Below are 25,534 nucleotides of genomic sequence, written 5' to 3'. Positions count from 1 at the left end.
CCCCACGAAGAAAACAATGCGAGCTGATCCATGGACGCTAAAGTGAACCAGAGCCAAGACCGCATCGACGTGCTCGAGGAACTCCTCAACGAGCGCTACTCCGTCCGCGCTTTCTTAGCCAAGGAGGTCGATCGCGCGACCATCGAGCATGTGCTGACCACCGCGCAGCGCACGGCGTCCTGGTGCAACAGCCAGCCCTGGCAGGTCATCATCGCCAGTGGCGCGGCCAAGGAGCGCTTCCGCCAGGCGATCTACAAGGAAGCGTCGGGCGGATTGGGTGACGATTACGACTTCACCCCGCCGCGCGAATATGTCGGCGTCTATCTCGAGCGCCGCCGCGAGAGCGGCTTCCAGCTCTACAACACGCTCGGCATCGCCCGCGGCGACAGAAGCGCCTACGCAAAACAGGCGCTGGAAAACTACAATTTCTTCGGTGCGCCGCATGTCGCGATCATCCACACCAATGAGCCGCTCGGCATCTACGGTGCGATCGATTGCGGCGCCTATGTCTCGAACTTCATGCTCGCGGCGCAGGCGCTCGGGCTCGGCACCATTCCGCAGGCGGCGCTCGCGCGCCATTCCAGCCTGATCCGCAGCCACTTCAAGCTGCCCGACGACCGCCGCGTCGTCTGCGGCATCTCGTTCGGCTATGCCGACAACGCGCACAAGGTCAACAACTACCGTACCTCGCGCGCGCGCGTGGCGGACACCGTGGCCTTCGTGGAAGAGTGATCGAGTGGCTCTGGGCCTGCGCCTTTAGCTTTCCGCGCACGCAAAGGCGGCCGCAGAAACGGCCGCCTTCACATTCGTCTCGGTCCGATTGACCCGGCCGCTATCCGCCGCTGCCGCCGATTACGGCGCGCACGGTCTCATCGGGCCCAAAATCCTCGGCGCCGTCGACATAGAGCAGCGCGGCGAGCTTGGAGCGCGCGCGATTGACGCGGCTCTTGATCGTGCCGACCGCACAGCCGCAGATCGAGGCTGCATCCTCATAGGAGAAGCCGGAGGCGCCGACCAAGATCAGGGCTTCGCGCTGGTCCTGCGGAAGCTTCTCGAGCGCGCCGCGGAACTCCTCGAACTCGAGATGCGCGTTCTGCGAGGGCTGCGTCTTCAGCGTCTTGGCGTAGTTGCCTTCGGCATCCTCCACCTCCCGCCGCCGCTTGCGATAGTCAGAGCGGAACAGGTTGCGAAGGATCGTGAACAGCCACGCTGGCAGGTTGGAGCCGGGCTGGAACGAGTCGATGTTGGCGAGCGCACGCAACAGCGTTTCCTGCACCAGATCGTCGGCACGGTCGGCATTACCGCTCAGCGAGATCGCGAACGCGCGCAAACTGGGCACGGCCGCGAGGATGTCGTCACGCAGGGAGTCGGTGAGAGGCATTAATCCCTCCCATTGTTGTTGTCGTTGGAGCCCCCATCCGTTCCCACTTGGGATGCGCCTCCCGGCGCATCAAGCTTCTTGATCAGTTCCGCGAACCGGTCCGGAACCCCCTGCCGCACCACATCATCGTACATGGCGCGCAACTGGTGGCCGATCCGGGATTGAATCTCCGGAGTTAGGCCTCCCTTGCCGGGGGTCGTGCTTTTGCTGGCTTGAGACTTGAGATCTTTCATGACCTGTTCCACGTTTCCCCGAGTTAAGTAACTGTAAAATCGAGAAGTTCTCTCAACCGGGAGCCGTTCCCTGGATAGGCACAATTCGAGGTTCGACAAAAAGTTCCCAGATAAGCGGAACTTTTCTTGGCCTGAGGCGTAGTCAGCCCAGCAGGGGAACCGGGCCTCCCCTCGTGTTGCCTGGTTCTTCAAGGTTGGCCCGAAGATGAATGGAGTGGGGATGTCCCGTTCACAGCTTGTTGCTGAACACTTGCCGTTGTTGCGCCGGTATGCGCGCGCCCTGACCGGCAGCCAGGCCTCCGGTGACGCCTATGTCGCAGCCATGTTGGAAGCCATGCTGGGAGATCCGTCGGTGCTCGACGAGAGCCACGGACCGCGCGCCGGCCTGTTCCGGCTGTTCACCCAGATCTGGAATTCGGTTTCCGTCAACGACGATGCCGAGGTGACGACGTTGCCGATGCCGCCGGAGCGGCGCCTGTCGAACATCACGCCCCTGCCGCGGCAGGCGTTCCTGCTGCTCTCGCTCGAGGGTTTCTCGGAAGAGGAAGTCGGCTTTGTCCTCGGCACCGACGTCGCCGAGACGCGCCGGCTTGCGGATGCTGCGGGACGCGAGATGGCGGCCGAGATCGCCACCGACGTGCTGATCATCGAGGACGAGACCTTCATCGCCATGGACCTCGAAAGCCTCGTGAAGAATCTCGGCCACAACGTCGTCGGCGTCGCGCGCACCCATGCCGATGCAGTGGCGCTGGCCAAGAACAAGCGGCCCGGCCTGATCCTCGCCGACATCCAGCTCGCCGACGGCTCGTCGGGCCTGGATGCCGTCAACGAGCTGCTGCGCACCTTCGAGGTGCCGGTGGTGTTCATCACCGCCTATCCGGAACGCTTCCTGACCGGCGAGCGCCCCGAGCCGGCGTTCCTGATCTCGAAGCCGTTCCAGCCCGCGATGGTGTCGGCGGTGGCGAGCCAGGCGCTGTTCTTCCAGCGCAACTCCCGCAATCGCGCGCCCAAGGCGCCGGCGGCGTAAGCAAGGCGCCGACGGTCTGAAATTTCGCGAATACGATCGGATCCGGCGTGCTGCAGGGCACGCCGGATTTTTCGTGCCCGCTTGCCAAGCTTGACGGCCATCGAGTTCGCCGCTCATACCTCATGCATCGCCCCAATCGGAGATGTGCCCATGGACCAAGCGCTCCTCGACCGCCTCGCCATCCGCGACCTCGTCGAGAACTGGGCGGTGTGGCGCGATGCCGGCGACTGGGATCGCTTCGCCACGGTCTGGCACGAAGAAGGCTGGATGTCCGCCACCTGGTTTCAGGGACCGGCGCGGGATTTCATGCGCGTCAGCCAGGAGGGGTTTGCCAAGGGCGTGCGCATTCTGCATTTCCTCGGCGGCACCAGCATCGATCTCGCAGGCGAGCGGGCCATCGCGCAAACCAAGATGACGATCTCGCAGCGCGCACCCGTGCACGACGTGCTCTGCGACGTCGTCTGCACCGGACGCTTCTACGATTTCCTGGAGAAGCGGCATGGAAAATGGGCCATCGTCCGCCGCCAGCCGATCTACGAGAAGGACCGGATCGACCCGGTCGATCCCGCCGCGACACTTCGCCTCGACCAGCAGGCGCTGGCCGCGCTGCCCGAAGGCTACCGCCACCTCGCCTACATGCAGGAGCTGATCGGCTACAAGGTCAAGCGCGACATGCCGGGCCTCACGGGGCCTGAGGTCGAGAAGCTCTATGGCGAAGGGCGGGACTGGCTGGCGGCGAAGGCGAAGTGAGGCCCAGAAAAAAGTAAGGCGCGACTGGCATCACCACAGTCGCGCCCTACGTCGCCGGCTTATGGGGCAGGGGGGAATAGCCGGCTGTTGAGACGACTCTCGGGCCCGAGAGTCGTTCCAAGCGGTTGCAAATTTTTTTGTGCGGTCTGCGGTGAATTTCGCACACGGTTAAGTGATCGTAATCGCCGAGAACCCCCGATCCTCCCATCGCGTTGTTCCCGCGATCGCCATGGGGCGAGGGATCGACAGCCATGTTGCAGTTTCAAAAGGTATTTTTGGGTGCCATCGCGATTGCCGCGACGCTTGGTGCGGTGCAAGTTGGTGCCGTGCAGCTGGCCTCCGGCCATGATCTGGCCGCCCGCTGGCAGGCGGTCGCCGACAGGTCCACGCAAGATGTGGGTCACAATGTCAACCGTTCTGGCAAGGCCGACCGGTTCGCCGACGTCAAGCAGGCCCCGGTCCCCACCCGCACCGTGTCGATGCGGCTGAACGATCTGGCTGATACGTCGGTGCTGCTGCGGGTCCCCGCTGTCATCGAGACCGGCAACGCCAAGCCGCCGATGCTGCTCCAGAACCAGAAGCAGGGCCGCAAGAGGCCGACGATTGCCTGCGAACCGATGGTCAGCTCGCTGACCGAGGTCGCAAAGCTGCTCCAGCCCGGTCGCTGTGTGACCTGATCCTGCTTCACCGCCCCTTGGCCATCATGGACAAATCGCCTTCCCTCCGGGAGGGCGATATCTTACGTCCACTTGATCCCCCATCCCCTCGCGTTATATGCCGGGTTTCTTCCCCTTTTGATTGACCGGGTAAACGCATGACGACGTCAGATACGGCCGCGCATACGCAGCCTTTCCAGGCCGAGGTTTCCGAGCTTTTGCACCTGATGGTGCACTCCGTCTATTCCGAGACCGACATCTTCCTGCGCGAGCTCGTCTCCAACGCTTCGGATGCCTGCGACAAGCTGCGCTATGAAGCGATCGCCAATCCGGCGCTGCTGGGCGAGGGCGACGCGCCCAAGATCCGGATCGTCCCGAACAAGACGGCGGGAACGCTTGTCATCGCCGACAACGGCATCGGCATGGAGCGCCAGGAGCTGATCGACCATCTCGGCACTATCGCCCGCTCCGGCACCAAGGCGTTCGTCTCGAAGCTGAAGGAGGCCAAGGACGGCCTCGGTCTGATCGGCCAGTTCGGCGTCGGCTTCTATTCCGCCTTCATGGTCGCTGAGAAGATTGTCGTCGTCAGCCGCCGTGCCGGCGAGAGCGACGTGTGGACCTGGACGTCCTCCGGCGGCTCCGGCTTCGAGATTGCGCACGCAAGCGATGAGGAAGCGGCGCGCGTGGCACGCGGCACCGAGATCGTCCTCCACCTGAAAGACGACGCGAAGAAGTATCTCGAGACGTACGAGATCGAGCGCGTCGTCAGTGCCTATTCCGACAACATCCTGTTTCCGATCGAGCTGGTGCCGGAAGAGGGCGAGCCGCGCCAGATCAACTCGGCGAGCGCGCTGTGGCAGCGCTCCAAGTCCGAACTGACGGCCGAGGACTACAAGAAGGCCTATCAGCAGATCGCATCCGCCTTCGACGATCCCGCGATGACGCTGCACTACCGCGCCGAGGGACGCTATTCCTACGCCGTGCTGCTGTTTGCGCCGTCGACGAAGCCGTTCGACCTGTTCGAGCCGAACCGCAAGGGCCGGGTGAAGCTTTACGTCCGTCGCGTCTTCATCACCGACGATGCCGATCTGTTGCCGGGCTATCTCCGCTTCATCCGCGGCGTGGTCGACAGCGAGGATCTTCCGCTCAACATCTCGCGCGAGATGCTCCAGAACAATCCGCAGCTCGCGCAGATCCGGAAAGCCGTGGCGACCCGGGTCGTGTCCGAGCTCGAAAGCCTTGCCGACAAGGACCCGGAGAATTTTGCCAGGATCTGGGACGCCTTCGGCGCAGTGCTGAAGGAAGGCATCTACGAGGATTTCGAGCGGCGCGAAAAGCTGCTGTCCCTGTCGCGCTTCACCACCACCTCGGGCGAGAAGCGTTCGCTGAAGGACGTCATCGCCGATTTCAAGCCGAACCAGACCGAGATCTACTATCTCGTCGGCGACAGCATCGAGCGGCTGAAGTCCAATCCGCGGCTGGAAGCTGCGACTGCGCGCGGCATCGAGGTGCTGCTGCTGTCAGATCCGGTCGACGCCTTCTGGACCTCGATGCCATCGGAGTTCGAGGGCAAGCCGCTGAAATCGCTGAGCCAGGGTGATCTCAATCTCGACCTGATCCCGCGCGTCGACGAGACAGACGAGGCGAAGCAGGACGAGCCGGCGGCCGACGAGGCCGCCACCATCGCGGTGATAAAGGCCGCGCTCGGCGAGCGTGTCAGCGACGTCAAGGTCTCGACGCGCCTCACCAGTTCCGCTTCCTGCCTCGTCGCCGACAGCGAGGGCCCGAGCCGCGAGCTCGAGCGCATCCTGTCGCAGCAGAACCGCGGCATGCGCACCAGGCCGATCCTCGAGATCAATCTGCGCCATCCGCTGGTGACAGCGATCACCAGGGCGCAGGCCGGCTCGAGGGCGGTCGACGATCTCAGCCTGCTCCTGCTCGAACAGGCGCAGATCCTGGACGGCGAATTGCCCGAAGATCCTGCCGCGTTTGCGGCAAGGCTGAACCGGCTGGTACTGCAGGGGCTGGGCGGGTAGGCGGAACGCCTTGCTCGTCATTGCGAGGAGCGAAGCGACGAAGCAATCCAGACGGTCCCCGCGGCGGCAGTCCTGGATTGCTTCGCTGAGCCTGTCATCGGGCCGCGCTTCGCGCGGACCCGTTGGCTCGCAATTGTGCATGTTCACTAATTCGCTGATTGGATCGCTCCACTGGAGGCCGATCCGATGCGGGATAATAGCTACGACCGGACGATTGAGCGCAACTATCTACAGAAGTGGCGTTTTCTGATTCCGGAGTACGAGGCGGTGAAGGCTGGCCGATCGCCGCTGTTCAAGCGGGTCGGCGACTTCTACCGGCACCACGGGACCTGCTCGCAGACGTTCCGCAAGTATTACAATCGCTATCTGCAGAGCGGCGAGGAAGCCGATCTGCTGCCGCGGCGGCGCGGTCCGAAGTGGCGGGAACGGCGCGAGCCGGAAGGGATCGAGGCGGAGATCGTCGCCCATCGCAAGCGAGGTATGAACCGTTATGAGATTCATGCCGTCTTGCGCGAAACGCGCGAGACGGTACCTTCGCCGATCACGATCTACCGGGTGCTGAAACGCTACCGCCTGAACCGCCGCACGCCGGCGATGCGTGAGGAGAAACGTCGTATTATCAAGGACAAGCTCGGGGAGCTGGGCCACGTCGACCTGCATCAATTGCCGCGCGACATGTTCCTCGCGCCACCCCCGGTCACGGCCTACCTCATCAGCCTGATCGACAGCTGCTCGCGCCTGGCCTGGGCCGAGGTCCTGACGTCCAAGAAGGCGCTGCCGGTCATGTTCAAGACCCTGAAGATGATCAACACCCTCAACATCACCTATGGGCTCGTCTTCCAGGAAATCCTGTCCGACAACGGCGCCGAGTTCGCCGCCCGCACCAGGCCGGACGAGCATCCGTTCGAGGCCATGCTGCTCGAACTCGGCATCAAACACCGCTACACCAGGCCCTATCGGCCGCAGACCAACGGCAAAGTCGAGCGCTTCTGGCGCACCCTCGATGAGGACGTCATCGAAGGCGCAACCTTCGACAATCTCGACCACCTCGCCAACGAACTGTTCGAGTACCTCGTCTACTACAACAACCATAGACCCCATCAGGCCTTGGCAGGACAAACTCCCAAGGCCTTCGCCGCGACCAAGACTACCGCGATCCAATCAGCGAATTAGCGAACATCGACAGCAATGACGGAGGCCGCAGAACCGTGCCGGCTCACTCCGCCGCATCCTTCTGCTTGGGGGTAGCTGCCTCCGCCTCCGGCTTCTCTTCCATCCAGCGCGAAAGCAGGTTGGAAAAGCGGTCGAGGTAGAGATAGACGATGGGGGTCGTGAACAGCGTCAGCGCCTGGCTCACCAGGAGGCCTCCGACCATGGCATAGCCGAGCGGCTGGCGGATCTCGGCGCCGGTGCCGGTTCCGAGCATCAGCGGAACGCCGCCCAGCAGCGCCGCCATCGTCGTCATCATGATCGGACGGAAGCGCAGCAGCGCGGCCTGGCGGATCGATTGCTCCGGCGTCAGATGCTGTTCGCGCTCGGCGGCGATGGCGAAGTCCACCATCATGATGCCGTTCTTCTTGACGATGCCGATCAGCAGAATGACCCCGATCAGGGCGATGAGACTGAAGTCGAAGCCGAAGATCATCAGGATTGCGATCGCGCCGACGCCGGCCGACGGCAGCGTGGACAGGATGGTCAGCGGGTGGATGTAGCTCTCGTAGAGCACGCCGAGCACGAGGTACACGACGACGAGCGCGGCCAGGATCAGCATCGGCACGGTGCCGAGCGATTGCTGGAACGCCTGCGCGGTGCCCTGGAAGCTCGTCGATAGCGTCGGCGGCGCGCCCATCGTGCCGACCGCGCGCAGCACGGCATCGGTAGCCTGTCCCAGGGCCACGCCTTCGGCGAGGTTGAAGCTGATCGTGACGGCCGGAAACTGGCCCTGATGCGCGATCGCGAGCGGCCGCACCGGCACGTTGGTCCAGTTGCAGATCACCGAGAGCGGCACCTGGTCTCCGGTCAGCGGCGATTTGATGTAGAGCTTCTCGAGCGCCTCGAGCCGGCCCTGCAGCGCGGGCGTGATCTCGAGCACCACGTGGTAGCTGTTGGTCTGGGTGAAATACTGCGCAACCTGACGCTGGCCGAAGGCGTCGTAGAGCGTGTCGTCGATCAATTGAGGCTGGATGCCGTAGCGTGCGGCGGTGTCGCGATTGATCGTGAGCTGCAGTGTCGTGCCCTCCGTCTGCTGGTCGGTGGCGACGTCGCGGAGTTGCGGCAGGCCTCTCATGCCGGCCAGGATCTTCGGCGCCCATTCGTTCAGTTCGGCGAGATTGGCGTCCTGGAGCGTGAACTCGAACTGGGTGCGGGTGGCGCGCCCGCCGAGGCGCACGTCTTGCGAGGCCTGCATATAGAGCCGAGCGCCCTCGACCTCGGCGAGCTTCGGCCGCAGCCGCGCGATGATCGCTTGCGCACTGGCATCGCGCTCCCCGATCGGCTTCAGCGTGACATACATGCGCCCCGAATTCAGCGCCGTGCCGCCGCCGCCGATGAACATCGCGATGGAATCGACGGCGGGGTCGGCCTGCACTATGGCATTGAGCTCCTCCTGCCGGCGCTTCATCTCGGTGAAGGAGATATCCTGGGGCATCTCGGACACCGCGGTGAGGAAGCCGTTGTCCTGCTGCGGGAAGAAGCCCTTCGGGATCAGGATGAACAGAAGCGCCGACAGTGCGACCGTGCCGAAGAAGACGCACAGCGTGACGAAGCTGTGCTTCAGCGCGAGGTCCAGCCCGCGCTCGTAAGCGCCGAGCAGCCGCTCGAACATCCGCTCGCTCCACTGGTAGAAGCGGCCGCGCCGCGCCTCGTGGTCGGCGCGCAGGAAGCGCGACGCCATCATCGGCGTCAGGGTGAGGGAGACCACGAGCGAGACGAAGATCGCCATCGACAGCGTCACCGCGAACTCGCGGAACAGCCGGCCGATGATGCCGCCCATCAGCAGCAGCGGGATCAGCACGGCGACCAGCGAGATGCTGATCGAGACGATGGTAAAGCCGATCTCGGCCGCGCCCTTGTACGCCGCGGCGAGCGGGGTCTCGCCCCGCTCGACATAGCGCGTGATGTTCTCCAGCATCACGATCGCGTCGTCGACCACGAATCCGACCGCAATCGTCAGCGCCATCAGCGAGAGATTGTCCAGCGAATAGCCGAACACCCACATCAGCGAGCAGGCGCCGAGCAGCGCCAGCGGCACCGTGATGCTCGGGATGATCGTGGCCCAGAAGCTGCGCAGGAAAATGAAGATCACCATCACCACGAGAGCAATGGTGATCATGAGCGTGATCTGCACGTCGTCGACCGCGGCGCGGATGGTGATGGTTCGGTCGCTGATGATCTTGATCTTGATCGCAGGCGGGATCGCCGCGATCAGCCGCGGCAGCTTCTCCTTGATGCGGTTGACGGTCTCGATGACGTTGGCGCCGGGTTGCTTGAAGATGACCAGGAACACGCCGCGCTTGCCGTCGGCCCAGGCCGCGGTCTTCATGTCCTCCGGCCCCGACACGGCCTCGCCGATGTCGCGGATCCGTAACGGCGCGCCGCCGCGATAGGCGACGATCACGTCCTTCCAGTGCGTGGCCTCGAGCAGCTGGTCGTTGGCGTAGATGGTGTAGGAGCGCCGCGGGCCGTCGATGTTGCCCTTCGGGCTGTCCGCGGTGGCGATCGCGATCTGGCTGCGCACGTCCTCCAGCGACAGCCCCTTGGCGACGAGCTTGGCCGGATCGATCTGGATGCGCACCGAAGGTTTCTGCTGCCCGCCGACGAACACCTGCGCAACGCCTGGGATCTGGCTGATCTGCTGGGCGAGCTGGGCATCCGTGCGGTCGCTGACGGTGGTCAGCGGCAGCGTGTCGGAGGTCGCCGACAGGATCATGATCGGCGAGTCTGCCGGGTTGACCTTGCGATAAGTCGGCGGCGAGGGCAGGTTCTTCGGCAACTGCCCGCTCGCCGCGTTGATCGCGGCCTGCACGTCGTTGGCCGCGGCATCGATCAGGCGGTTGAGATCGAACTGGATGGTGATCGACGCCGAGCCGAGCGAACTCGTCGAGGTCATCTGTGTGATGCCGGGGATCTGCGCGAGCTGGCGCTCGAGCGGCTGCGCCACGGAAGAGGCCATGGTCTCGGGGCTGCCGCCCGGCAGCGACGCGGAGACCTGGATGGTCGGAAAGTCGACCTGGGGCAGCGGCGCAACCGGCAGCAGCGGATAGGCCACGAGGCCTACGAACAGGATGCCCGCCATCAGCAGTGAGGTGCCGATCGGATAGCGGATGAACGGAGACGAGAAGCTCTCTTGCATGCCCTGAGACCACAGACTGGCCAGCGCATCTTCTCCCCGCTCACGGCGGAGTCGCGCCCGAGAGCCCGAGCGCGAATGTGCGTTTCCTTCAGCCCATTTGCTTGTTGATTGCCCTGGAACGTCGTCGGTCCGGGGCCGGCGTTGTGATCGAAAGACTAGTCCGTTCGCTCCGGCCTGCGAACGGATTCCTGCAACGGATGCTTGCGACCTTTGTCGAAGGACAGCTGCAGCGAGTTATGCGTTTTGCGCAGGTTGATTACGGGGTGCTTTCCGGCTTTTCGCATCGTTGCGGCGCTGTGTCTCATCTGTTTCGCCACGTGTCACAAGCGGGAGAGGTATGAACAGGAACAATCGCTTCTTCCGCGCCGTTGTGCCATATCGAAATGGCATAACGCGTGCCGTTGCCACCGATTCGAGGAAATGTCCGATGCGCCTGCCTCTCCTGACCCTCACCGCGATTGCCGCGCTGTTCGCGGCGGCAGATGCCGACGCCCAGACCTATGATCCGCGCTATCCGGTGTGCATGCACGTCTATACTTCGGGCGGCCGGGGCGGTGGCGGCGACTATTACGACTGCTCGTTCACCTCAATCCCGCAGTGCCGGGCCACGGCGTCGGGCCGCGCGGCGAGCTGTGACGTCAATCCCTACTATGTCTTCGATGAACCGCCGCCGCGCCGGCGTCACAAGAAGTCGAACTAGCGATTGCGATGTCGGGGATATTTTTCATGCTTCGCTCATTCGGCCTGATCGCGTTCGTCGGTGCATTGCTCATGGCCGCGCCGTCGCATGCGCAGACCTTCGATCCCAGCTTTCCGGTCTGCATGCACGTCTACTCAGGCGCGAACGGTGGCGGCGGGGAGTGGTACGATTGCTCCTTCACGTCGCTGCCGCAGTGCCGCGCCACGGCGTCAGGCCGCTCGGCGAGCTGTGACGTCAATCCGTATTATCCGGTCAACGCTGCGCCGCCGCGCCCACGTTACAGGCGAGGCGGCTAGCGCCTATCGCTCGTTCGGAGTCCGGTCCGACGGAGCATGCAGGACTAGGTGCCGTGCGGCGCCGCCGCGGCGAAGATCGCGTCGGTCAATTGCCAGGTCATCTTGTCCGTGGTCCAGTCGCTGGCGTGCAGCCTCGTGTCATCGCCCGGGTCGACCAAACGGTCGAACGAGATCCTTGCGACCTCGTGCCAGCCCTTCATCAGCGCGAAGCGGCGGAAGACGTTGACCTGTTTCTCGTAGGCGATCTGGCTGATCGCCGCGACCATGGCGTCCGCTTTCTGGCGCTTGGCCGGCGTCAGCACCGCAGGCACATATTGAAGGTCCATCAGGATCACGTCGATCCGCTTCGCGCCGAGCAGCTGGTCGACACCTTCGCGGATGGCCTTCGTGGTGTCCGCGAACGAGGGACCGCCGGCTTGCCACACCGAATTGGTGCCGACTTGCCAGATGACGAGATCGGGATTGAGATCGAAGACGTCGTGCTCGAACCGCTTCAGCTCCAACGGGGCGTCTTCGCCGCCGACGCCCCGGTTGATCACCTCGATTGCGACATTTGGAAATTTGATCCGAAGATCCGCCAGCAGCCGCTGCGGATACGGAGCGATGCCTCCTTCGCCCGCCGTGGTTGACGAGCCGATCGCAACTACCCTGGCCTGCCCACCCTTCACGCGGCTGGCAAAATTCGTCAGGGGCTGCTCGAACGGCGCGGCCTGGACCGGAAACTCTGACGGATCGAGAGCCACGGGACGCCTCCCTTTCGCAGTCCTGACAACGCAGGGTAGAAAAGCATAGCCCGTTTACCAGGAGGCGCCTAGCCTCGGCGAGGCCGGATCGTTACGCCGTCCTGATCCCCGACAACTCGACCACCTTGCGCCAGCGCTCGGTCTTCGCCGTGAGTATGCCGCCGAACTCGCCCGCGCTGGATGGCTAGAGTTAATCGCCCACTAACCTGCTTTTACCTTGTCTCTTAACACCTGGGCAAAGCGTGCGAGCTAAGCTGCCGGAAACCAGATACGTTCCGAAAGATTGAATGGCATGACCATCGGCGTCATCGAGCAACCGAAAGCCGCGCGCGCAGCTTCGGCCTCAAAGATCTGGCTGAAGGCGATCGAGCTCACCGCGCGCATCGAGACGCTGCCGGGCCGGATGTTCGCCGACGTCGTCGACGATTGGGCGCGGCGTCAGCCCGATCGCACCGCGCTGGTCACGGACGACGCAGACCTCGATTATGCAGGCCTCTCGAAGCGCATCAACCGCTATGCGCGCTGGGCGCGCTCGGTCGGCGTGGCCAAGGGGGATACCGTCGCGTTGATGATGCCGAACGGCATCGACTACGTTGCCGCGTGGCTCGGCATCAGCCGCGTCGGCGGCGTGGTCGCTCTGATCAACACCAAGCTGGTCGGCCAGTCGCTCGCGCATTGCATCGACGTTGCAAAGCCATCGCATATCATCGTTGCACATGAGCTGACGGAGACGCTGGAGAGCGCAACGCCACACCTGAAGACCGCAGCAAAAGTGTGGACCCATGGTGATTCCCGCAGCGAACGCGCCATCGACGTCGCGGTCGCCGCGCTCGACGATGCTCCGCTTTCCCCGGAGGAGCATGGCGACGTCTCGATCAACGACCGTGCCTTGCTGATCTACACCTCCGGGACCACCGGCCTGCCGAAGGCGGCGAGCATAAGCCACCGCCGCATCCTGACCTGGGGCTTCTGGTTCGCCGGCCTCACCGGCGCCACGCCGCAGGACCGGCTCTATGATTGCCTGCCACTGTTCCATTCGGTCGGCGGCATCGTCGCGCCGTGCAGCATGCTGGCTGCCGGCGGCTCGGTGGTGATCGCGGAAAAATTCTCGGCCTCGAATTTCTGGCCCGACATCGTGCGGCATGATTGCACGCTATTCCAGTATATCGGCGAGCTCTGCCGTTACCTTCTGAAGGCGCCGCCGTCCGAATACGAGAACCGGCATCGCCTGCGTCTTGCCTGCGGCAACGGGCTTCGCGGCGACATCTGGGAAGATTTCCAGACCCGTTTCGCCATTCCGCGCATCCTCGAATTCTACGCGGCGACGGAAGGCAATTTCTCGCTGTTCAACGTCGAGGGCCAGCCGGGCGCGATCGGCCGCATCCCGCCGCTGCTCGCGCATCGTTTTCCTGCGAGTCTCGTCAAGCTCGATCCAGACAGCGGTGCGCCGCTGCGCAATGACGAGGGCTTTTGTCTCGCCTGCGCCCGCGGCGAGGCCGGCGAAGCCATCGGGCGCATCGGCACCGCGGACGAGGGCGGTGGCCGCTTCGAAGGATATACGGACGCCGGCGAGACCGAGAAGAAAGTCCTGCGCGACGTCTTCGCCAAGGGCGACGCCTGGTTCCGCACCGGCGATCTGATGCGGCTCGACGACAAGGGCTTCTTCCATTTCGTCGACCGCATCGGCGACACCTTTCGCTGGAAGGGCGAGAACGTCGCGACATCGGAGGTCAACGACGCCGTGCGCGACTTCACCGGCGTGGTCGACGCCACCACCTATGGCGTCAGCATCCCCGGCTCCGACGGCCGCGCCGGCATGAGCGCGATCGTCGTGAACGAGGGGTTTGACATCGAGAGGCTGCCCGCCCATCTCGCGCAGCGCTTGCCGGCCTACGCCCGCCCCGTCTTCGTCCGCATCTCCCGTGAGCTCGATGCGACCGAGACGTTCAAGCAGAAGAAGGGCGAACTGGCCCGGGAGGGGTTCGATCCGGCCGGGGTAGGCGATCCGCTGTTCATGGCGGACCCGAAGTCGGGGACCTATGTCGCGCTCGATGCCGGCACGTATTCGCAGATCGTCGATGGCTCGATCAGGCTCTAACGCCGCGAAAATCCGTCAGATAGGTCCAATTTTATCTGAATTGTCCAAGAGGCCATTTACTTCTGTCGGGTAAACACACGGGCCATGGGGAGGCGGTCATCAAGAGCCGCCGCAACACGAACCGTCAATAACAAGAGGGAGCCAGCCATGTCGGTAAGGTCTAAGGTCATCGAGGCGATCCAGCAGATCGCCAAAGAGCAGCACGTCACGCTTCCCGCCCTCTCGGACGATCTGTCCCTGCACGAGACCGGTTTCGATTCGCTCGCCTTCGCGATCCTGGTGGCGCGCCTCGAGGACGAGACGGGCGTCGATCCCTTCACCATTTCCGAGGACGCAGCGTTCCCCGCCACCGTGGGCGATTTCGTGCGGGCCTACGAAAATGTCCCCGCGTGAGATCTTTGCGCTCCGCGACCATCTTGGCGTGGAGCTGACGGGCCGCACGCTGTCGGATGCGCACCATGTCGTGTCGCTGACGGACATCCTGTCGTACACGGTCATGGGCGGCCGCCTGCGCGAGCTGTCTGGTCGCGCCGTCTTGCTGAAATTGTCCGATCAGCTCCGGTCGGGCCTTGCCATGATCGAGCTCGACGGCATCGCCCGTCGCATGCTGCTGTGTCCGCCTGATCTCAACCCGGCCTATCTCGAAGCTCTGATCGCCGATGCGGGCATCGATGCGGTCGTCACCGATGAGCCCGATCACTGGGGCAAGACCGACGTATCGCTCGTGGTCGCCGCGCAACTGCCGCTTCAGGCCGCCGCACCTGCCAGGACCGAGCGCGCGACCGAATGGCTGATGCTCACGTCGGGCACCTCAGGCGTGCCGAAAATCGTCGGCCATACGCTGGAAGCACTGACCGGCGCCATCGTCGCCGAAGGCCCTGCACGCGGACCCGCGCCGGTGTGGGCGACGTTCTACGACATTCGCCGCTATGGCGGTCTTCAGATCTTCCTGCGCGCCGTGCTCTCCGGCGGCTCGATGGTGCTGTCGGATCCGCAAGAGGCGCTCGGCGATCACGTCACGCGGCTGAACGCGCGCGGCGTCTCCCATATCTCCGGCACGCCCTCGCACTGGCGCAAGCTCCTGATGAGCGGCTCGGCTGCACAGTTCGCGCCGCGCTATGTCCGCCTCTCCGGCGAGATCGCCGACCAGGCGGTGCTCGACGGCCTGCAGGCCGCGTTCCCCAATGCCTCCGTCGGTCACGCCTATGCCTCGACCGAGGCGGGCGTCGGCTTCGCCGTCAATGACGGGCTGGAGGGCTTTCCGGCCGATTATCTCGGCAGCCGCAACGGCGTCGAGATGAAGGTCGTCGATGGCTCGCTGCGCATCCGCTCGACGCGCACGGCACATGCTTACATCGGCCGCAATGCGGCCGCGCTGACCGATGGCGACGGGTTCGTCGACAGCGGCGATATCGTCGAGTTGCGCGGTGACCGCTATTATTTCGTCGGCCGCCGCGGCGGCATCATCAATATCGGCGGGCTGAAGGTTCACCCCGAGGAGATCGAGGCGGTCATCAATCGTCATCCCGACGTGCGGATGTCGCGGGCGAAATCGCGCCGTAGCCCGATCACAGGCGGCATCGTCGTGGCCGACGTGATCCTCGCCGACGGCACCGATCAGGCGCGGACGAAAGAGATCCGTGACCAGATCCTGGATCAGTGCCGCGCGCAGCTTGCCTCTCACAAGGTGCCGGCGGTGATCCGTTTCGTCGAGGCACTCGACGTCACCCCGGCCGGCAAACTGGCGCGCACCGATGCATAATGTCCTCGTCACCGGCGGCAGCCGCGGCATCGGCCTCGCGATCTGCAAGCGGCTGGTCGATGCCGGCTATAACGTGATTGCGGCGGCACGGCGCGAGAGCGAAGAGCTCAAGGCGGCGATCGGCCTCTCCGAAGGGCGCCTGCATTTCCGCGCCTGCGACCTCGCCGTGATCGACGCGATCCCGGCTTTCGCAAAGCTTGTCCGCGACGAGTTCGGCCCGACCTACGGCCTCATCAACAATGCCGGCCTCGGCACCGAAGGCCTGCTCGCCACCATGCACAATTCCGAGATCGAGGCGCTGGTGCAGCTCAACGTGCTGTCGCCGATCATTCTCACGAAATATGTCGCGCGGCAGATGATGGCGGACGGCGCCGGCCGCATCATCAACATCTCCTCGATCATCGCGACCACGGGCTACAACGGCCTCTCCGTCTACGGCGCGACCAAGGCCGCCGCCACCGGCTTCACCCGTTCGCTCGCGCGCGAGGTCGGCAAGCTCGGCATCACCGTGAATGCGATCGCGCCGGGCTTCATCGACACCGAGCTCACGCAGAATCTCTCCGACGAAGGACGCAAGCGCATCGCCAGCCGCAGTGCGCTGCGTCGCCTGCCGGAGACCGACGATGTTGCGCGCATGGTGGAATATCTGCTGGGCGAGGGCGGCCGCAACGTCACCGGCACCGTGTTCACGGTCGACGCGGGGAATACCGCGTAAGCGGAACTCCGCCGCCACAATTGAGTTGATCCGGCGCAATGACATCAAGCCGGATTTGGTCGTAAGATGCCCCGCAATCGATTGCGTTATGTCAATCGATCTGCCCCAATTGACAGGGAGCAGTCCATGGCCACCTCAAACATGACCGCTTCAAATCACGGCCGGACCGAGGAGCCTCGCGCAAAGGCGGACGATGTCCATTGCCCCCCGATGACGCATCAGAATTCCGGCGGACACGGCCATGAAATGTATCCGCAGCAATTCGTACGCCTGGTCGGCTGCCACGACGCCTCTCTCGATGCCCTGCGCAAGCGCGAGGACGAAAAGCTGCACTAGGCGTTCACGTCCGTTGCTTCGGCAGGTCAATCCGTTGGTGTGAAAATTCCGGTGGCCCTTCGGTCAGGCGGCGGATGCGGCGTTCGCGTTCGTCCGTGGGCAATGCGGGGTCGAGCAGCTGCTCGATCTCGTGCACGGCCAGCGCCTCGATCCTGGTGGCGTCGGATGCGATCGGCTGGGCCGGCGTGAATGCCGGCGGCGCGACCTTCAGCCCCAGTTCGACCAGCTTGCAGATCGCGGCCGAACGCGACAGGTGATGAGCTTCAGCCCAGGCGTCGACGGCCGCGGTCAGTCCTTCCGGCATCTTCACCGCGCTGAGTGGGTCGAGCCCCGTGCGCGGGCGCACCGGAGCGGTCGAGTCCTTGTTGCCGAAGTCGGGCACTTCGATCATCCCATGCAATCTCTGGAGATGCCCCAACCATAGCCGCTCTTCCGGCCGGCTGTTTGACGTCGATCAATGACGGAGCGCGGCATTTGCAGCGCGACGCGATCTTGTTGTCCGGGTGCATTTCGGCCAATGATCGGGAATCGAAAGAGGGGCGCCGGCCGGTGAACCCGGATCGATCCTGCCTCGTATCTTCCTCGGACGCGCTTCCCAACCATCCGGCATCCCCCGATGACATCAGGCGAATCCTTCTATGGCGGCATTCCCGTCTTCCGCGGCTTCACCAGCCTGATGGACCCCGCGCTCTATGCGCCGCTGCCGGATGATTGGAGCATCGGCGTTGCCGACATCGTCGATTCCAGCAAGGCCATCGCGGGGCAGCGCTACAAGGCGGTGAATATGGCCGGCGCCGCCGTGATCGCGGCGGCGACGAACGCATTGGAGGGGCGCGAGTTCCCCTTCGTGTTCGGCGGCGATGGCGCGAGCTTTGCGGTTGCGCCTTCCGATGTCGAACGCGCGCGCGAGGCGCTGGCTGCGACCGCGACCTGGGTGCGGGAGGATCTCGATCTGAAGATGCGCGTCGCGCTGGTGCCGGTGAGTGCGATTCGCGCGCAAGGGCTCGACGTGCGCGTCGCACGCTTCGGTCCGTCGGACAATTTGTCCTATGCGATGTTCTCTGGCGGCGGGCTCGCCTGGGCCGATGCCGCCATGAAGCGCGGCGAGTTCGCGGTCGTCGAGGCGCCGGCGGGCACGCAGCCCGATCTGTCCGGCCTGTCCTGCCGATTCGAGGTGATTCCGGCTGCGCGCGGCCTGATCCTGTCGCTGCTGGTGATGCCGGCGCGTGGTGCCGATCCGCATGCCTTCCGCAGGGTGATCGAGGACATCATCCATCTCGTGGAGCGCAGTCCGGATGGCGGCCGCCCAGTGCCGCCGCAGGGGCCGCCACTGAAATGGCCGCCGCAGGGGCTGGACTTTGAAGCCCGCACCAAACGCGGCGGTCCGCTTGTCGCGCGCCGCGCCCGCGTGCTGGCCTACACGCTGTTCGTCTATCTGATCATGCGTTTCGACCTCAAGGTCGGCGGCTTCGTGCCAAACGTCTACAAGCGCCAGGTGGTCGAGAATTCAGACTTTCGCAAATACGATGACGGCCTGCGCATGATCCTCGACTGCACACCGCAGCTCGAGCGCGCGCTGAGCGACCGGCTCGCGGCTGCGGCGCGCGACGGCATCGTGCGCTACGGCCTCTACCAGCAGGACGCCGCGATGATGACCTGTTTCACGCCATCGGCCCTGCGTAGCGACCACGTCCATTTCATCGATGGCGCGCGGGGCGGTTATGCCTCGGCGGCCACAGCGCTGAAGGCGATGATGGCGTGAGCTGCTAGCGTCCCGCGCGCGTCCAGGTCTCGCCGCCGCAGAGCGCGCCGACGCAGCCTTCGACCCGCAGCGCGTCCGCGCCTGTCATGGTGACGCTGCTCGCATAGGTGCCGCCGTCGTCGGCATTGTAGATCTGGCCCGACCATTTGTTCGGCCCTGAGGGCTCCATGCCGCTGAACAGCGGCAGGCCGATCATCGCGCGTTTGGCGAGCGCGGGATTGGGGTTCTTGCTGTCGGTTGCAGGCTGGCCAGTTGCGGTGTCATAGGGCTCCCGCAACCAGACGATATGGCCGCAGATGCCGCCGCTGCATTTGCTGATCTTGACGCGCGCATCGCCGGCCTGGGTGAGCCAGGTCCCGTCGGCGCTCTGCGCGTGGGCGGCCGTCGCGCCAAGCAGCGCAGCCAGGAGGACGATGAGAACAGCGAATCTGGAAGTCATGGAGAGGCCCCGAAGTGGAGCGCCTCCATAGCAGCCTAGCAGGATAGTGCAACGCTGGATGGAATCACATTCCTGCGCGTATTGCCTGCGCTTATTTGCCCCAGCGGACGAAGGCGACCGAGGCTGCGGTCGAAAGCCCGAACACGACCATGGCGCCGCCGATCAGTGCGAACAAGGTCCAGGCCGGCGCCTGCGCCATCATCAGGCCGATGCCGCCGATCGCGACGATCAGAAGTCGCGCCGTGGAGGCGAGCACCGGACCGCCGACGCGTGCCGCGCCTTGCGAGGAGAAGTACAGCGACACGCCCATGCCGAAGAACACGAAGGCCGGACCCGCCCAGTGGAAATAGCTGTGCGCCGCCGCGGTGACGCCGGGATCTCCGGTGAAGAGCGACACCCACAAGGCGGGATCGAGCGCGATGACGAGGCCGATCAGGCCGACGGTGAGTCCCGAAGCAGCCGCCGCGGTCCAGGCGACACGCCGTGCGCGCTTCACGTGTCCGGCGCCCATCGCCATGCCGACCATCGGCACCGAGGCGATGCCGAAGGCGAAGGTGATCGGGATCAGCAGGAATTCCAGCCGCGAGCCGATGCCGTAGCCGGCCAGCATCTCGGTGCCGAAGGTCGCGAGGATTTTTGTGAAGATCAGAATCGTGAGCACGGTCTGGAGCGGCGACAGGCAGGCCACCGCGCCGACCTTGAGGATATCCAGGAACATCGCGCGCTCGAAATGGAAGGCGCGGAAATTCAGCGGCAGCCGGCTGCGGCCGGACAGGAGATACCAGAGGAAGAAGATCGCCGCGCAGCTGAATGCGATCAACTGGCCGGCGGCGACACCCGGCATGCCGAATTGCTTCACGCCGAACAGGCCGAGTCCCAGCGTGCCGCCGAGCGCGATCTGGAGCGCGCTCGTCCCGATCAGAATCATCGAAGGCAGGCGCATGTCGCCGGTGCCGCGGATCACCGAGGCCAGCGTGTTGACGAGCCAGATCGCGACCGCGCCGGAGAACAGCATTTGCGAATAGCCGCTGGCCTCATCGAGCACGCGCTCGCGTCCGCCGAGCAGCGTGAAGAAGCTGCGGCCGAAAGCGAGCATCATCACCGTGAAGAATAGTCCGCCGCAGAGGCCGATCATGGTGGCATGCAGCGCCAGCGTCGCGGCGCGGTCACGATCCCCTGCGCCGAGCGCGCGGCTGATCGCAGACGAGACGCCGCCGCCCATCGCGCCCGCGCTCATCATCTGCGTCAGCATCGCGAACGGAAACACCAGCGCGATCGCCGCGAGCGGAATGGTGCCGAGCCGGCCGATATAGGATGTCTCCGCAATCGCAACCAGCGTGCTTCCGACCATGGCGATCATGTTGGGGATCGCCAGCCGCAACAGTGTCGGCAGGATCGGCGCCGTCAGCAGACTGGCGATTGGGGAGGCTACCGGGGCACGCGGCGGCGCGGCGTCTGCGGAGGCGTCGATCGTCATGTCTCACCGGGCGGAATATTGGATGATGACCGACATTTTATAGGGCGCAGCAGCTTCGCGCCAGTCCTCCCCTCACGCAGGGCTCACCAGGGCAGGCCGCATAGGTCGATGGTGCCAAGCGTCGGGGCGCGGACGATGTTGAAGACGTACGGCGCCATGTGGTCGAAGCGGATCCGCCCATCCGGCTGCTCGCAATAGACCTCGCCCTTGAAGGGCAGCCAGCTGCGGGTCTCGTAGAACGCAAAATTGTGTGGCTCGCAGAACAGCAGTGCGAAGCGGACCGCCTCGTTGGCGCGCATGGTGTGCACGGCTGCGTCGATCGCCACGGTCGCATAACCGCGGCCGCGCCGGTCCTCGCGCGTGCAGACCCCGCCGATGCCGCCGACATGGACCTTCTGCCCGTTCCAGGTGACGGTGCGGAAGTAGACGCCGACATGGCAGACGAGGCCGTCCTCGGGCGTCTCGATCAGCACGCGCAGGTCGGCATTGGCCCATTTGACGCGAGCCCAGGGCTTATCTGCGACGATGTGTGGTCCCCAGACCGCCTGATGCAGCGGCTCCGCGATCGGCCACGAGGCGTCGCCGTTCAGGATGTCGATCTCGATGCTCATGGCTTCGTCCTTCGTAGCTCCGCTCCGTGGCGCATTCGTTCTGTCATAAGCACTTCAAACGCAATGATATTTTACTGCGAACCGCGCGGTTGACGGACCGGCGCGTGCTGCGACGATTTTATGCAATCCGGCCAAGGGTCCCCATCACGCGTTTTCGCAAATTGGCGGTATTTAACGGCCGCGGAACCTTCTATAAGGGGTGACCGTTAAGCCTCGTTCCCCATCAGTTGCGGACAACAACCCATGACATTCACGCTGCCCCCACTCCCTTACGCCTATGACGCCCTCGGCCAGTTCATGTCGAAGGAGACGCTGGAATTCCACCACGACAAGCATCATCAGGCCTACGTCACCAACGGCAACAACGCGCTTAAGGGCACCGAATGGGAAGGCAAGTCCCTTGAGGAGATCGTCAAGGGCTCGTTCGGTAAGAATCCGGCCGTGTTCAACAATGCCGGCCAGCACTATAACCACATCCACTTCTGGAGCTGGATGAAGCCCAACGGCGGCGGCACCAAGCTGCCCGGCAAGCTCGAAAAGAAGATCAACGAGGACCTCGGCGGCTTCGAAAAGTTCAAGGCCGACTTCCAGGCGGCCGGCGTCGGCCAGTTCGGCTCCGGCTGGGCCTGGCTCCAGGTCAAGAACGGCAAGCTCGAGATCGCCAAGACCCCGAACGGCGAGAATCCGCTGGTCCACGGCGCCACCCCGATCCTCGGCGTGGACGTCTGGGAGCACTCCTACTACATCGACTATCGCAACCGCCGTCCGGATTATCTGAAGGCGTTCGTCGAGAACCTCGTGAACTGGGAATACGTCGAGTCCCTGTTCAACAAGGTCTGAGATTTTACTCCGTCATTCCGGGGCGGCGCGTCAGCGCCGAGCTATGATGCGCAATTGCGCATCAGAGAATCCATCGGGCGTCAGTCCGCGTGGACAAATGGATTCCGGGCTCGCGCTTCGCGCGCCCCGGAATGACAAAAAGGCGGCCGCTCACACGGTCGCCTTTTTGCTGTGCGGAATTGCCCTGCGCAGTGCGCACATCGGCCTGTGATCGTACCGTTTGCATCGCGTGGACGCCGCCCGTAATCAGAACGGGCATCACCCTCGATCCGACCGAGCCGTTGTCAGAACCTTCCCCGAACAATCCGGCGCCTGCCGAGGACGCGGAGTCCGAGCCGCGGCCGGGGCGCGTGCGCAAGCCGATCGGCTGGTCGACCATCATCATCGCGGCGCTGGTGGCGGTGAGCGCGGGTCTCGTCTGGCGACGTGACGGCACCGATGGCGTCCTGGAGATTCTCACGCACGACCTCTCGCTGTTCGGCGGCATCCTGCCGCGCGTACTCGCCGGCTGCCTGCTCGGGGCCTTCATCTCCGAAATCCTGCCGCACGAAAAAGTCTCGCGCTCGCTCGGGCCGAAATCCGGCCTGATGGGCCTTTTGATCGGCACCGCCTTCGGCGCGATCCTGCCGGGCGGCCCCTTCACCGCCTATCCGGTGGCGAGCGCGCTGCTCGCGGTCGGCGCCGATTTCGGCGCCACCATCGCCATGGTCGTGAGCTGGACCCTGATCGGCTACGGCCGGGCGGTCGCCTGGGAAATCCCGATCATGGGCACCGATTTCACGCTGTGGCGGATCCTGATCTCGCTGCCGCTCCCGGTGCTCGCCGGCGCGCTCGGCCGCTTCGTCTATGTCCGGGTCTATCCGCAGTCGGCGGCGAGGGACGACGAGAATTGAGCGCAGCGCTTCTCATCGACATCCTGCTGTGGGGCTCGGTGTTCGGCGTCGGCCTGATCGCCTTCCGCCGTGGCCCTCCGGTGTTCAAGGCCTCGCTGCGCGAAGGCTCGATGGACTTCATCAACATCGTGCCGCGGATCGCGCTCGGTGTGATCGGCTCCGGCTACATCGCCGCCATCATCCCGCAGGAGGTGATCACCGGCTGGCTCGGCCCGGACAGCGGCTGGCTTGGGGTCGCAACCGCCGTGGTCGCCGGCGCCGCCACCCCCGGCGGGCCCGTGATCGGCTTTTCCATCGGCACGGTGGCGTTGAAGTCGGGCGGCGGGGTGCCGCAGGTGGTCGCCTATGTCGTCGCCTGGGCCCTGTTTGCCTTCCAGCGCGTGATTTTGTGGGAAATACCGTTCATGCCGGCCCGGTTCGTCTGGTTCCGCTGCGCCGTCTCGGTGCCGTTCCCCTTCGTCGCCGCCGCCATCGCGATGGTGATCGGCAAGCCCTGAGCCCGGCGTGGACAGGAGTAATGTTATAATATAACGTCCTCGGCATGGTCCCCGCCGCGTCCCACGCCCATCACCACGACCACGTTCATGGCCATTCCCATGGTCATGCGCACGACCACGGGCATTCGCATGGGCACGACCACACCCACGCCCATGTCCATGATGCGGCCTCGCCCCATCCGGCCCAGGACGCGCCCTGGTCGATCCTGCGCATGACCTTGGCCGGCCGCCTCGCGGCCGCGCTTGCCGTCTGTGCCGTGCTCTGGGGCGTGGTCTTGCTGGCGATGAGGTGACCATGGCGGCGGCGCTGCACTTTCACAACGTCACGCTCGGCTATGACCGCCACCCGGCCGTGCATCATCTCAACGGCGAGGTCGCCGCCGGCGCGCTGGTCGCCGTGATCGGCCCCAACGGTGCCGGCAAGTCGACGCTGTTGCGCGGCATCGTTGGCATCGTCAGGCCGCTCGACGGCAGCATCCATCTCGGCGGGCTCGACTCCCGCGATATTGCCTATCTGCCACAGAGCGCGGAGATCGACCGCAGCTTCCCGATCTCGGTGTTCGACTTCGTCGGCACCGGGCTGTGGCGCGATGCCGGCCTGTTCGGCGGCATCGGCAAGGCGGCGCGCGAAAAAATCCTCCGCGCGATCGCGTCCGTCGGTCTCAATGGCTTCGAGAACCGTCCGATCGGCACGCTCTCGGGCGGGCAGATGCAGCGCATATTGTTCGCGCGCGTGCTGCTCCAGAATGCGAGGCTGATCGTGCTGGACGAGCCCTTCAACGCCATCGACAGCAAGACCACGGCCGATCTGCTCGCGCTGGTGAAGCACTGGCACGGCGAGGGCCGCACCGTGCTGGCGGCGCTGCACGACATGGAGATGGTGCGCAACCATTTCACCGAAACGCTGGTGTTGGCGCGCGGCCCCGTGGCCTGGGGACCGACGGCGGAGGTGCTGACGCCGGAAAACCTGATGGTCGCGATGCGGATGTGCGAGGCTTTTGACGACAGCGCTGCCGCCTGCGCCGCCGACGACATCGGCTCGCGGGCGGCTTGATATCCGATGGTCTATGACGCGCTGATCGGTCCGTTCACCGAATTCGAGTTCATGCGGCGGGCGCTCGCCGCCGTGATCGCGCTGTCGCTGGCGGGCGCGCCGATCGGCGTGTTCCTGATGCTGCGCCGGATGAGCCTCGTCGGCGACGCAATGGCGCATGCGATCCTGCCCGGCGCGGCGGTCGGATTCCTGCTCTCCGGCCTCAATCTGTTTGCGATGACCGCCGGCGGCCTGATTGCAGGCTTTGCCGTCGCGATCCTCGCCGGCCTCGTCGCGCGTTCGACCGGGCTGAAGGAGGACGCCTCGCTTGCGACCTTCTATCTGGCGTCTCTGGCGCTTGGTGTGACCATCGTCTCGATCAACGGCACCAACATCGACCTCTTGCACGTGCTGTTCGGCAACATTCTCGCCATGGACGACCAGACGCTGCTGGTGGTCGCCTTCAACGCCACGGTCACGCTGCTCGTGCTCGCCGTGATCTACCGCCCGCTGGTGATCGAGAGTGTCGATCCGCTGTTCCTGCGTACCGTCAGCCGCGCCGGTGGCCCCGCGCATCTCGCCTTCCTCGCGCTCGTCGTGATCAATCTCGTCAACGGCTTTCAGGCGCTTGGCACGTTGCTGGCGGTGGGCCTGATGATCCTGCCGGCCGGCATTGCCCGGTTCTGGTCGCGCGATCTCACCGTCATGATCTGCATCGCGGTCGTTGCCGCCGCGCTCTCGGGCTATGCAGGCCTCGTGCTGTCGTTCCAGACCCGCGTGCCCTCGGGCCCCGCGATCATTCTGGTGGCGACGGTGCTCTACATCGTCTCCGTCCTGTTCGGCCGCGTCGGCGGCCTCGTCAGGCAAATGTTTCCTGGCCGGCATCTGGAGGCGTGAC

28 protein-coding genes are annotated in these 25,534 nt (G+C 64.7%); 20 read left to right on the top strand and 8 right to left on the bottom strand.

The window, feature by feature from the left end; genetic code table 11:
* The first annotated feature begins 30 nt into the window (after window positions 1-30).
* Window positions 31-732: a nitroreductase gene (locus JQ627_RS12675; protein WP_212484546.1), complete on the top strand. Its 702-nt coding sequence runs from the start codon at window positions 31-33 to the stop codon at window positions 730-732.
* Between the two features lie 100 nt (window positions 733-832).
* Here JQ627_RS12675 and JQ627_RS12670 read toward each other — a convergent pair whose 3' ends face one another.
* Both JQ627_RS12670 and JQ627_RS12665 read right to left on the bottom strand, forming a co-directional pair.
* Window positions 833-1,381 carry a sigma-70 family RNA polymerase sigma factor gene (locus JQ627_RS12670; protein WP_014491704.1) on the bottom strand — a complete coding sequence of 183 codons (549 nt, stop codon included), beginning with the start codon at window positions 1,379-1,381 and terminating at the stop codon, window positions 833-835.
* Window positions 1,381-1,614, bottom strand: coding sequence for a NepR family anti-sigma factor (locus JQ627_RS12665; RefSeq protein ID WP_014491705.1), 234 nt, complete (start codon window positions 1,612-1,614; stop codon window positions 1,381-1,383). The genes JQ627_RS12670 and JQ627_RS12665 overlap by 1 nt, the downstream gene beginning before the upstream one ends.
* A gap of 220 nt (window positions 1,615-1,834) precedes the next feature.
* Between JQ627_RS12665 and JQ627_RS12660 the strand changes: the two genes are divergently transcribed.
* The 5 genes from JQ627_RS12660 (at window position 1,835) to JQ627_RS12640 (ending at window position 7,256) form a co-directional block, all read left to right on the top strand.
* Window positions 1,835-2,641 (top strand): response regulator, encoded by an 807-nt coding sequence (locus JQ627_RS12660; RefSeq protein ID WP_212484545.1) that lies wholly within the window; start codon window positions 1,835-1,837, stop codon window positions 2,639-2,641.
* Window positions 2,642-2,791: 150 nt separating this feature from the next.
* Window positions 2,792-3,391, top strand: coding sequence for a nuclear transport factor 2 family protein (locus JQ627_RS12655; protein ID WP_212484544.1), 600 nt, complete (start codon window positions 2,792-2,794; stop codon window positions 3,389-3,391).
* A gap of 251 nt (window positions 3,392-3,642) precedes the next feature.
* Window positions 3,643-4,068, top strand: coding sequence for a hypothetical protein (locus JQ627_RS12650; protein WP_212484543.1), 426 nt, complete (start codon window positions 3,643-3,645; stop codon window positions 4,066-4,068).
* Window positions 4,069-4,205: 137 nt separating this feature from the next.
* The gene (htpG, locus tag JQ627_RS12645; protein ID WP_212484542.1) at window positions 4,206-6,083 is read left to right on the top strand and encodes a molecular chaperone HtpG; all 1,878 of its coding nucleotides are present in this window, start codon (window positions 4,206-4,208) and stop codon (window positions 6,081-6,083) included.
* Window positions 6,084-6,269: 186 nt separating this feature from the next.
* Window positions 6,270-7,256, top strand: coding sequence for an integrase core domain-containing protein (locus JQ627_RS12640; RefSeq protein WP_212484541.1), 987 nt, complete (start codon window positions 6,270-6,272; stop codon window positions 7,254-7,256).
* A gap of 43 nt (window positions 7,257-7,299) precedes the next feature.
* On the opposite strand, the gene JQ627_RS12635 is transcribed toward JQ627_RS12640, so the two are convergent.
* The gene (locus tag JQ627_RS12635) at window positions 7,300-10,434 is read right to left on the bottom strand and encodes a multidrug efflux RND transporter permease subunit (RefSeq protein ID WP_212484540.1); all 3,135 of its coding nucleotides are present in this window, start codon (window positions 10,432-10,434) and stop codon (window positions 7,300-7,302) included.
* 427 nt (window positions 10,435-10,861) lie between these two features.
* Between JQ627_RS12635 and JQ627_RS12630 the strand changes: the two genes are divergently transcribed.
* Window positions 10,862-11,134 carry a DUF3551 domain-containing protein gene (locus JQ627_RS12630; RefSeq protein ID WP_212484539.1) on the top strand — a complete coding sequence of 91 codons (273 nt, stop codon included), beginning with the start codon at window positions 10,862-10,864 and terminating at the stop codon, window positions 11,132-11,134.
* 26 nt (window positions 11,135-11,160) lie between these two features.
* On the top strand, window positions 11,161-11,430 hold the full coding sequence (locus JQ627_RS12625; protein WP_014491751.1) for a DUF3551 domain-containing protein: 270 nt from the start codon (window positions 11,161-11,163) through the stop codon (window positions 11,428-11,430).
* Between the two features lie 44 nt (window positions 11,431-11,474).
* Here the strand turns inward: JQ627_RS12625 and JQ627_RS12620 are convergent, their stop codons facing one another.
* Window positions 11,475-12,173, bottom strand: a complete 699-nt coding sequence (locus JQ627_RS12620) for an SGNH/GDSL hydrolase family protein (protein ID WP_212484538.1) — start codon at window positions 12,171-12,173, stop codon at window positions 11,475-11,477.
* A gap of 283 nt (window positions 12,174-12,456) precedes the next feature.
* Between JQ627_RS12620 and JQ627_RS12615 the strand changes: the two genes are divergently transcribed.
* The 5 genes from JQ627_RS12615 to JQ627_RS12595 all read left to right on the top strand — a co-directional run bounded on the left by JQ627_RS12615 (window position 12,457) and on the right by JQ627_RS12595 (window position 17,084).
* Complete coding sequence (locus tag JQ627_RS12615) at window positions 12,457-14,271, top strand: long-chain-acyl-CoA synthetase (protein WP_212484537.1); 1,815 nt, start codon at window positions 12,457-12,459, stop codon at window positions 14,269-14,271.
* A 147-nt stretch (window positions 14,272-14,418) separates the two neighbouring features.
* On the top strand, window positions 14,419-14,664 hold the full coding sequence (locus JQ627_RS12610; protein ID WP_015688794.1) for an acyl carrier protein: 246 nt from the start codon (window positions 14,419-14,421) through the stop codon (window positions 14,662-14,664).
* The gene (locus JQ627_RS12605) at window positions 14,651-16,033 is read left to right on the top strand and encodes a class I adenylate-forming enzyme family protein (protein WP_212484536.1); all 1,383 of its coding nucleotides are present in this window, start codon (window positions 14,651-14,653) and stop codon (window positions 16,031-16,033) included. Before JQ627_RS12610 ends, JQ627_RS12605 begins: the two co-directional genes overlap by 14 nt.
* Window positions 16,026-16,748, top strand: a complete 723-nt coding sequence (locus JQ627_RS12600) for an SDR family NAD(P)-dependent oxidoreductase (protein WP_212484535.1) — start codon at window positions 16,026-16,028, stop codon at window positions 16,746-16,748. Before JQ627_RS12605 ends, JQ627_RS12600 begins: the two co-directional genes overlap by 8 nt.
* A 126-nt stretch (window positions 16,749-16,874) precedes the next feature.
* Window positions 16,875-17,084 carry a hypothetical protein gene (locus tag JQ627_RS12595; protein ID WP_212484534.1) on the top strand — a complete coding sequence of 70 codons (210 nt, stop codon included), beginning with the start codon at window positions 16,875-16,877 and terminating at the stop codon, window positions 17,082-17,084.
* A 4-nt stretch (window positions 17,085-17,088) separates the two neighbouring features.
* On the opposite strand, the gene JQ627_RS12590 is transcribed toward JQ627_RS12595, so the two are convergent.
* The gene (locus JQ627_RS12590; protein WP_212484533.1) at window positions 17,089-17,475 is read right to left on the bottom strand and encodes a hypothetical protein; all 387 of its coding nucleotides are present in this window, start codon (window positions 17,473-17,475) and stop codon (window positions 17,089-17,091) included.
* A 225-nt stretch (window positions 17,476-17,700) separates the two neighbouring features.
* On the opposite strand from JQ627_RS12590, the gene JQ627_RS12585 reads away from it, so the two are divergent.
* On the top strand, window positions 17,701-18,846 hold the full coding sequence (locus JQ627_RS12585) for a DUF3095 domain-containing protein (RefSeq protein WP_212484532.1): 1,146 nt from the start codon (window positions 17,701-17,703) through the stop codon (window positions 18,844-18,846).
* 4 nt (window positions 18,847-18,850) lie between these two features.
* Here the strand turns inward: JQ627_RS12585 and JQ627_RS12580 are convergent, their stop codons facing one another.
* The 3 genes from JQ627_RS12580 to JQ627_RS12570 all read right to left on the bottom strand — a co-directional run bounded on the left by JQ627_RS12580 (window position 18,851) and on the right by JQ627_RS12570 (window position 21,373).
* Window positions 18,851-19,285: a DUF2147 domain-containing protein gene (locus tag JQ627_RS12580; protein ID WP_212484531.1), complete on the bottom strand. Its 435-nt coding sequence runs from the start codon at window positions 19,283-19,285 to the stop codon at window positions 18,851-18,853.
* 91 nt (window positions 19,286-19,376) lie between these two features.
* Window positions 19,377-20,762: an MATE family efflux transporter gene (locus JQ627_RS12575; RefSeq protein ID WP_212484530.1), complete on the bottom strand. Its 1,386-nt coding sequence runs from the start codon at window positions 20,760-20,762 to the stop codon at window positions 19,377-19,379.
* Window positions 20,763-20,845: 83 nt separating this feature from the next.
* A complete protein-coding gene (locus JQ627_RS12570; RefSeq protein ID WP_212484529.1) occupies window positions 20,846-21,373 on the bottom strand; it encodes a GNAT family N-acetyltransferase in 528 nt (175 codons plus the stop codon).
* A gap of 243 nt (window positions 21,374-21,616) precedes the next feature.
* Here JQ627_RS12570 and JQ627_RS12565 point away from each other — a divergent pair, with 243 nt between their 5' ends.
* The 6 genes from JQ627_RS12565 to JQ627_RS12540 all read left to right on the top strand — a co-directional run bounded on the left by JQ627_RS12565 (window position 21,617) and on the right by JQ627_RS12540 (window position 25,533).
* Window positions 21,617-22,213, top strand: coding sequence for a superoxide dismutase (locus JQ627_RS12565; RefSeq protein ID WP_212484528.1), 597 nt, complete (start codon window positions 21,617-21,619; stop codon window positions 22,211-22,213).
* 281 nt (window positions 22,214-22,494) lie between these two features.
* The gene (locus JQ627_RS12560) at window positions 22,495-23,106 is read left to right on the top strand and encodes a permease (protein WP_212484527.1); all 612 of its coding nucleotides are present in this window, start codon (window positions 22,495-22,497) and stop codon (window positions 23,104-23,106) included.
* A complete protein-coding gene (locus JQ627_RS12555) occupies window positions 23,103-23,603 on the top strand; it encodes a hypothetical protein (RefSeq protein ID WP_008138982.1) in 501 nt (166 codons plus the stop codon). Before JQ627_RS12560 ends, JQ627_RS12555 begins: the two co-directional genes overlap by 4 nt.
* 44 nt (window positions 23,604-23,647) lie before the next feature.
* On the top strand, window positions 23,648-23,896 hold the full coding sequence (locus JQ627_RS39015; protein WP_249143061.1) for a hypothetical protein: 249 nt from the start codon (window positions 23,648-23,650) through the stop codon (window positions 23,894-23,896).
* A gap of 2 nt (window positions 23,897-23,898) precedes the next feature.
* Window positions 23,899-24,657, top strand: a complete 759-nt coding sequence (locus JQ627_RS12545; RefSeq protein WP_212484525.1) for a metal ABC transporter ATP-binding protein — start codon at window positions 23,899-23,901, stop codon at window positions 24,655-24,657.
* Between the two features lie 6 nt (window positions 24,658-24,663).
* Window positions 24,664-25,533, top strand: coding sequence for a metal ABC transporter permease (locus JQ627_RS12540; protein ID WP_212484524.1), 870 nt, complete (start codon window positions 24,664-24,666; stop codon window positions 25,531-25,533).
* Window position 25,534 lies beyond the last annotated feature (1 nt).

Source organism: Bradyrhizobium liaoningense (genome assembly GCF_018130785.1).
In the GTDB taxonomy this organism is placed as follows: domain Bacteria; phylum Pseudomonadota; class Alphaproteobacteria; order Rhizobiales; family Xanthobacteraceae; genus Bradyrhizobium; species Bradyrhizobium liaoningense_A.
This window is presented reverse-complemented; position numbering and strand designations above follow the sequence as displayed.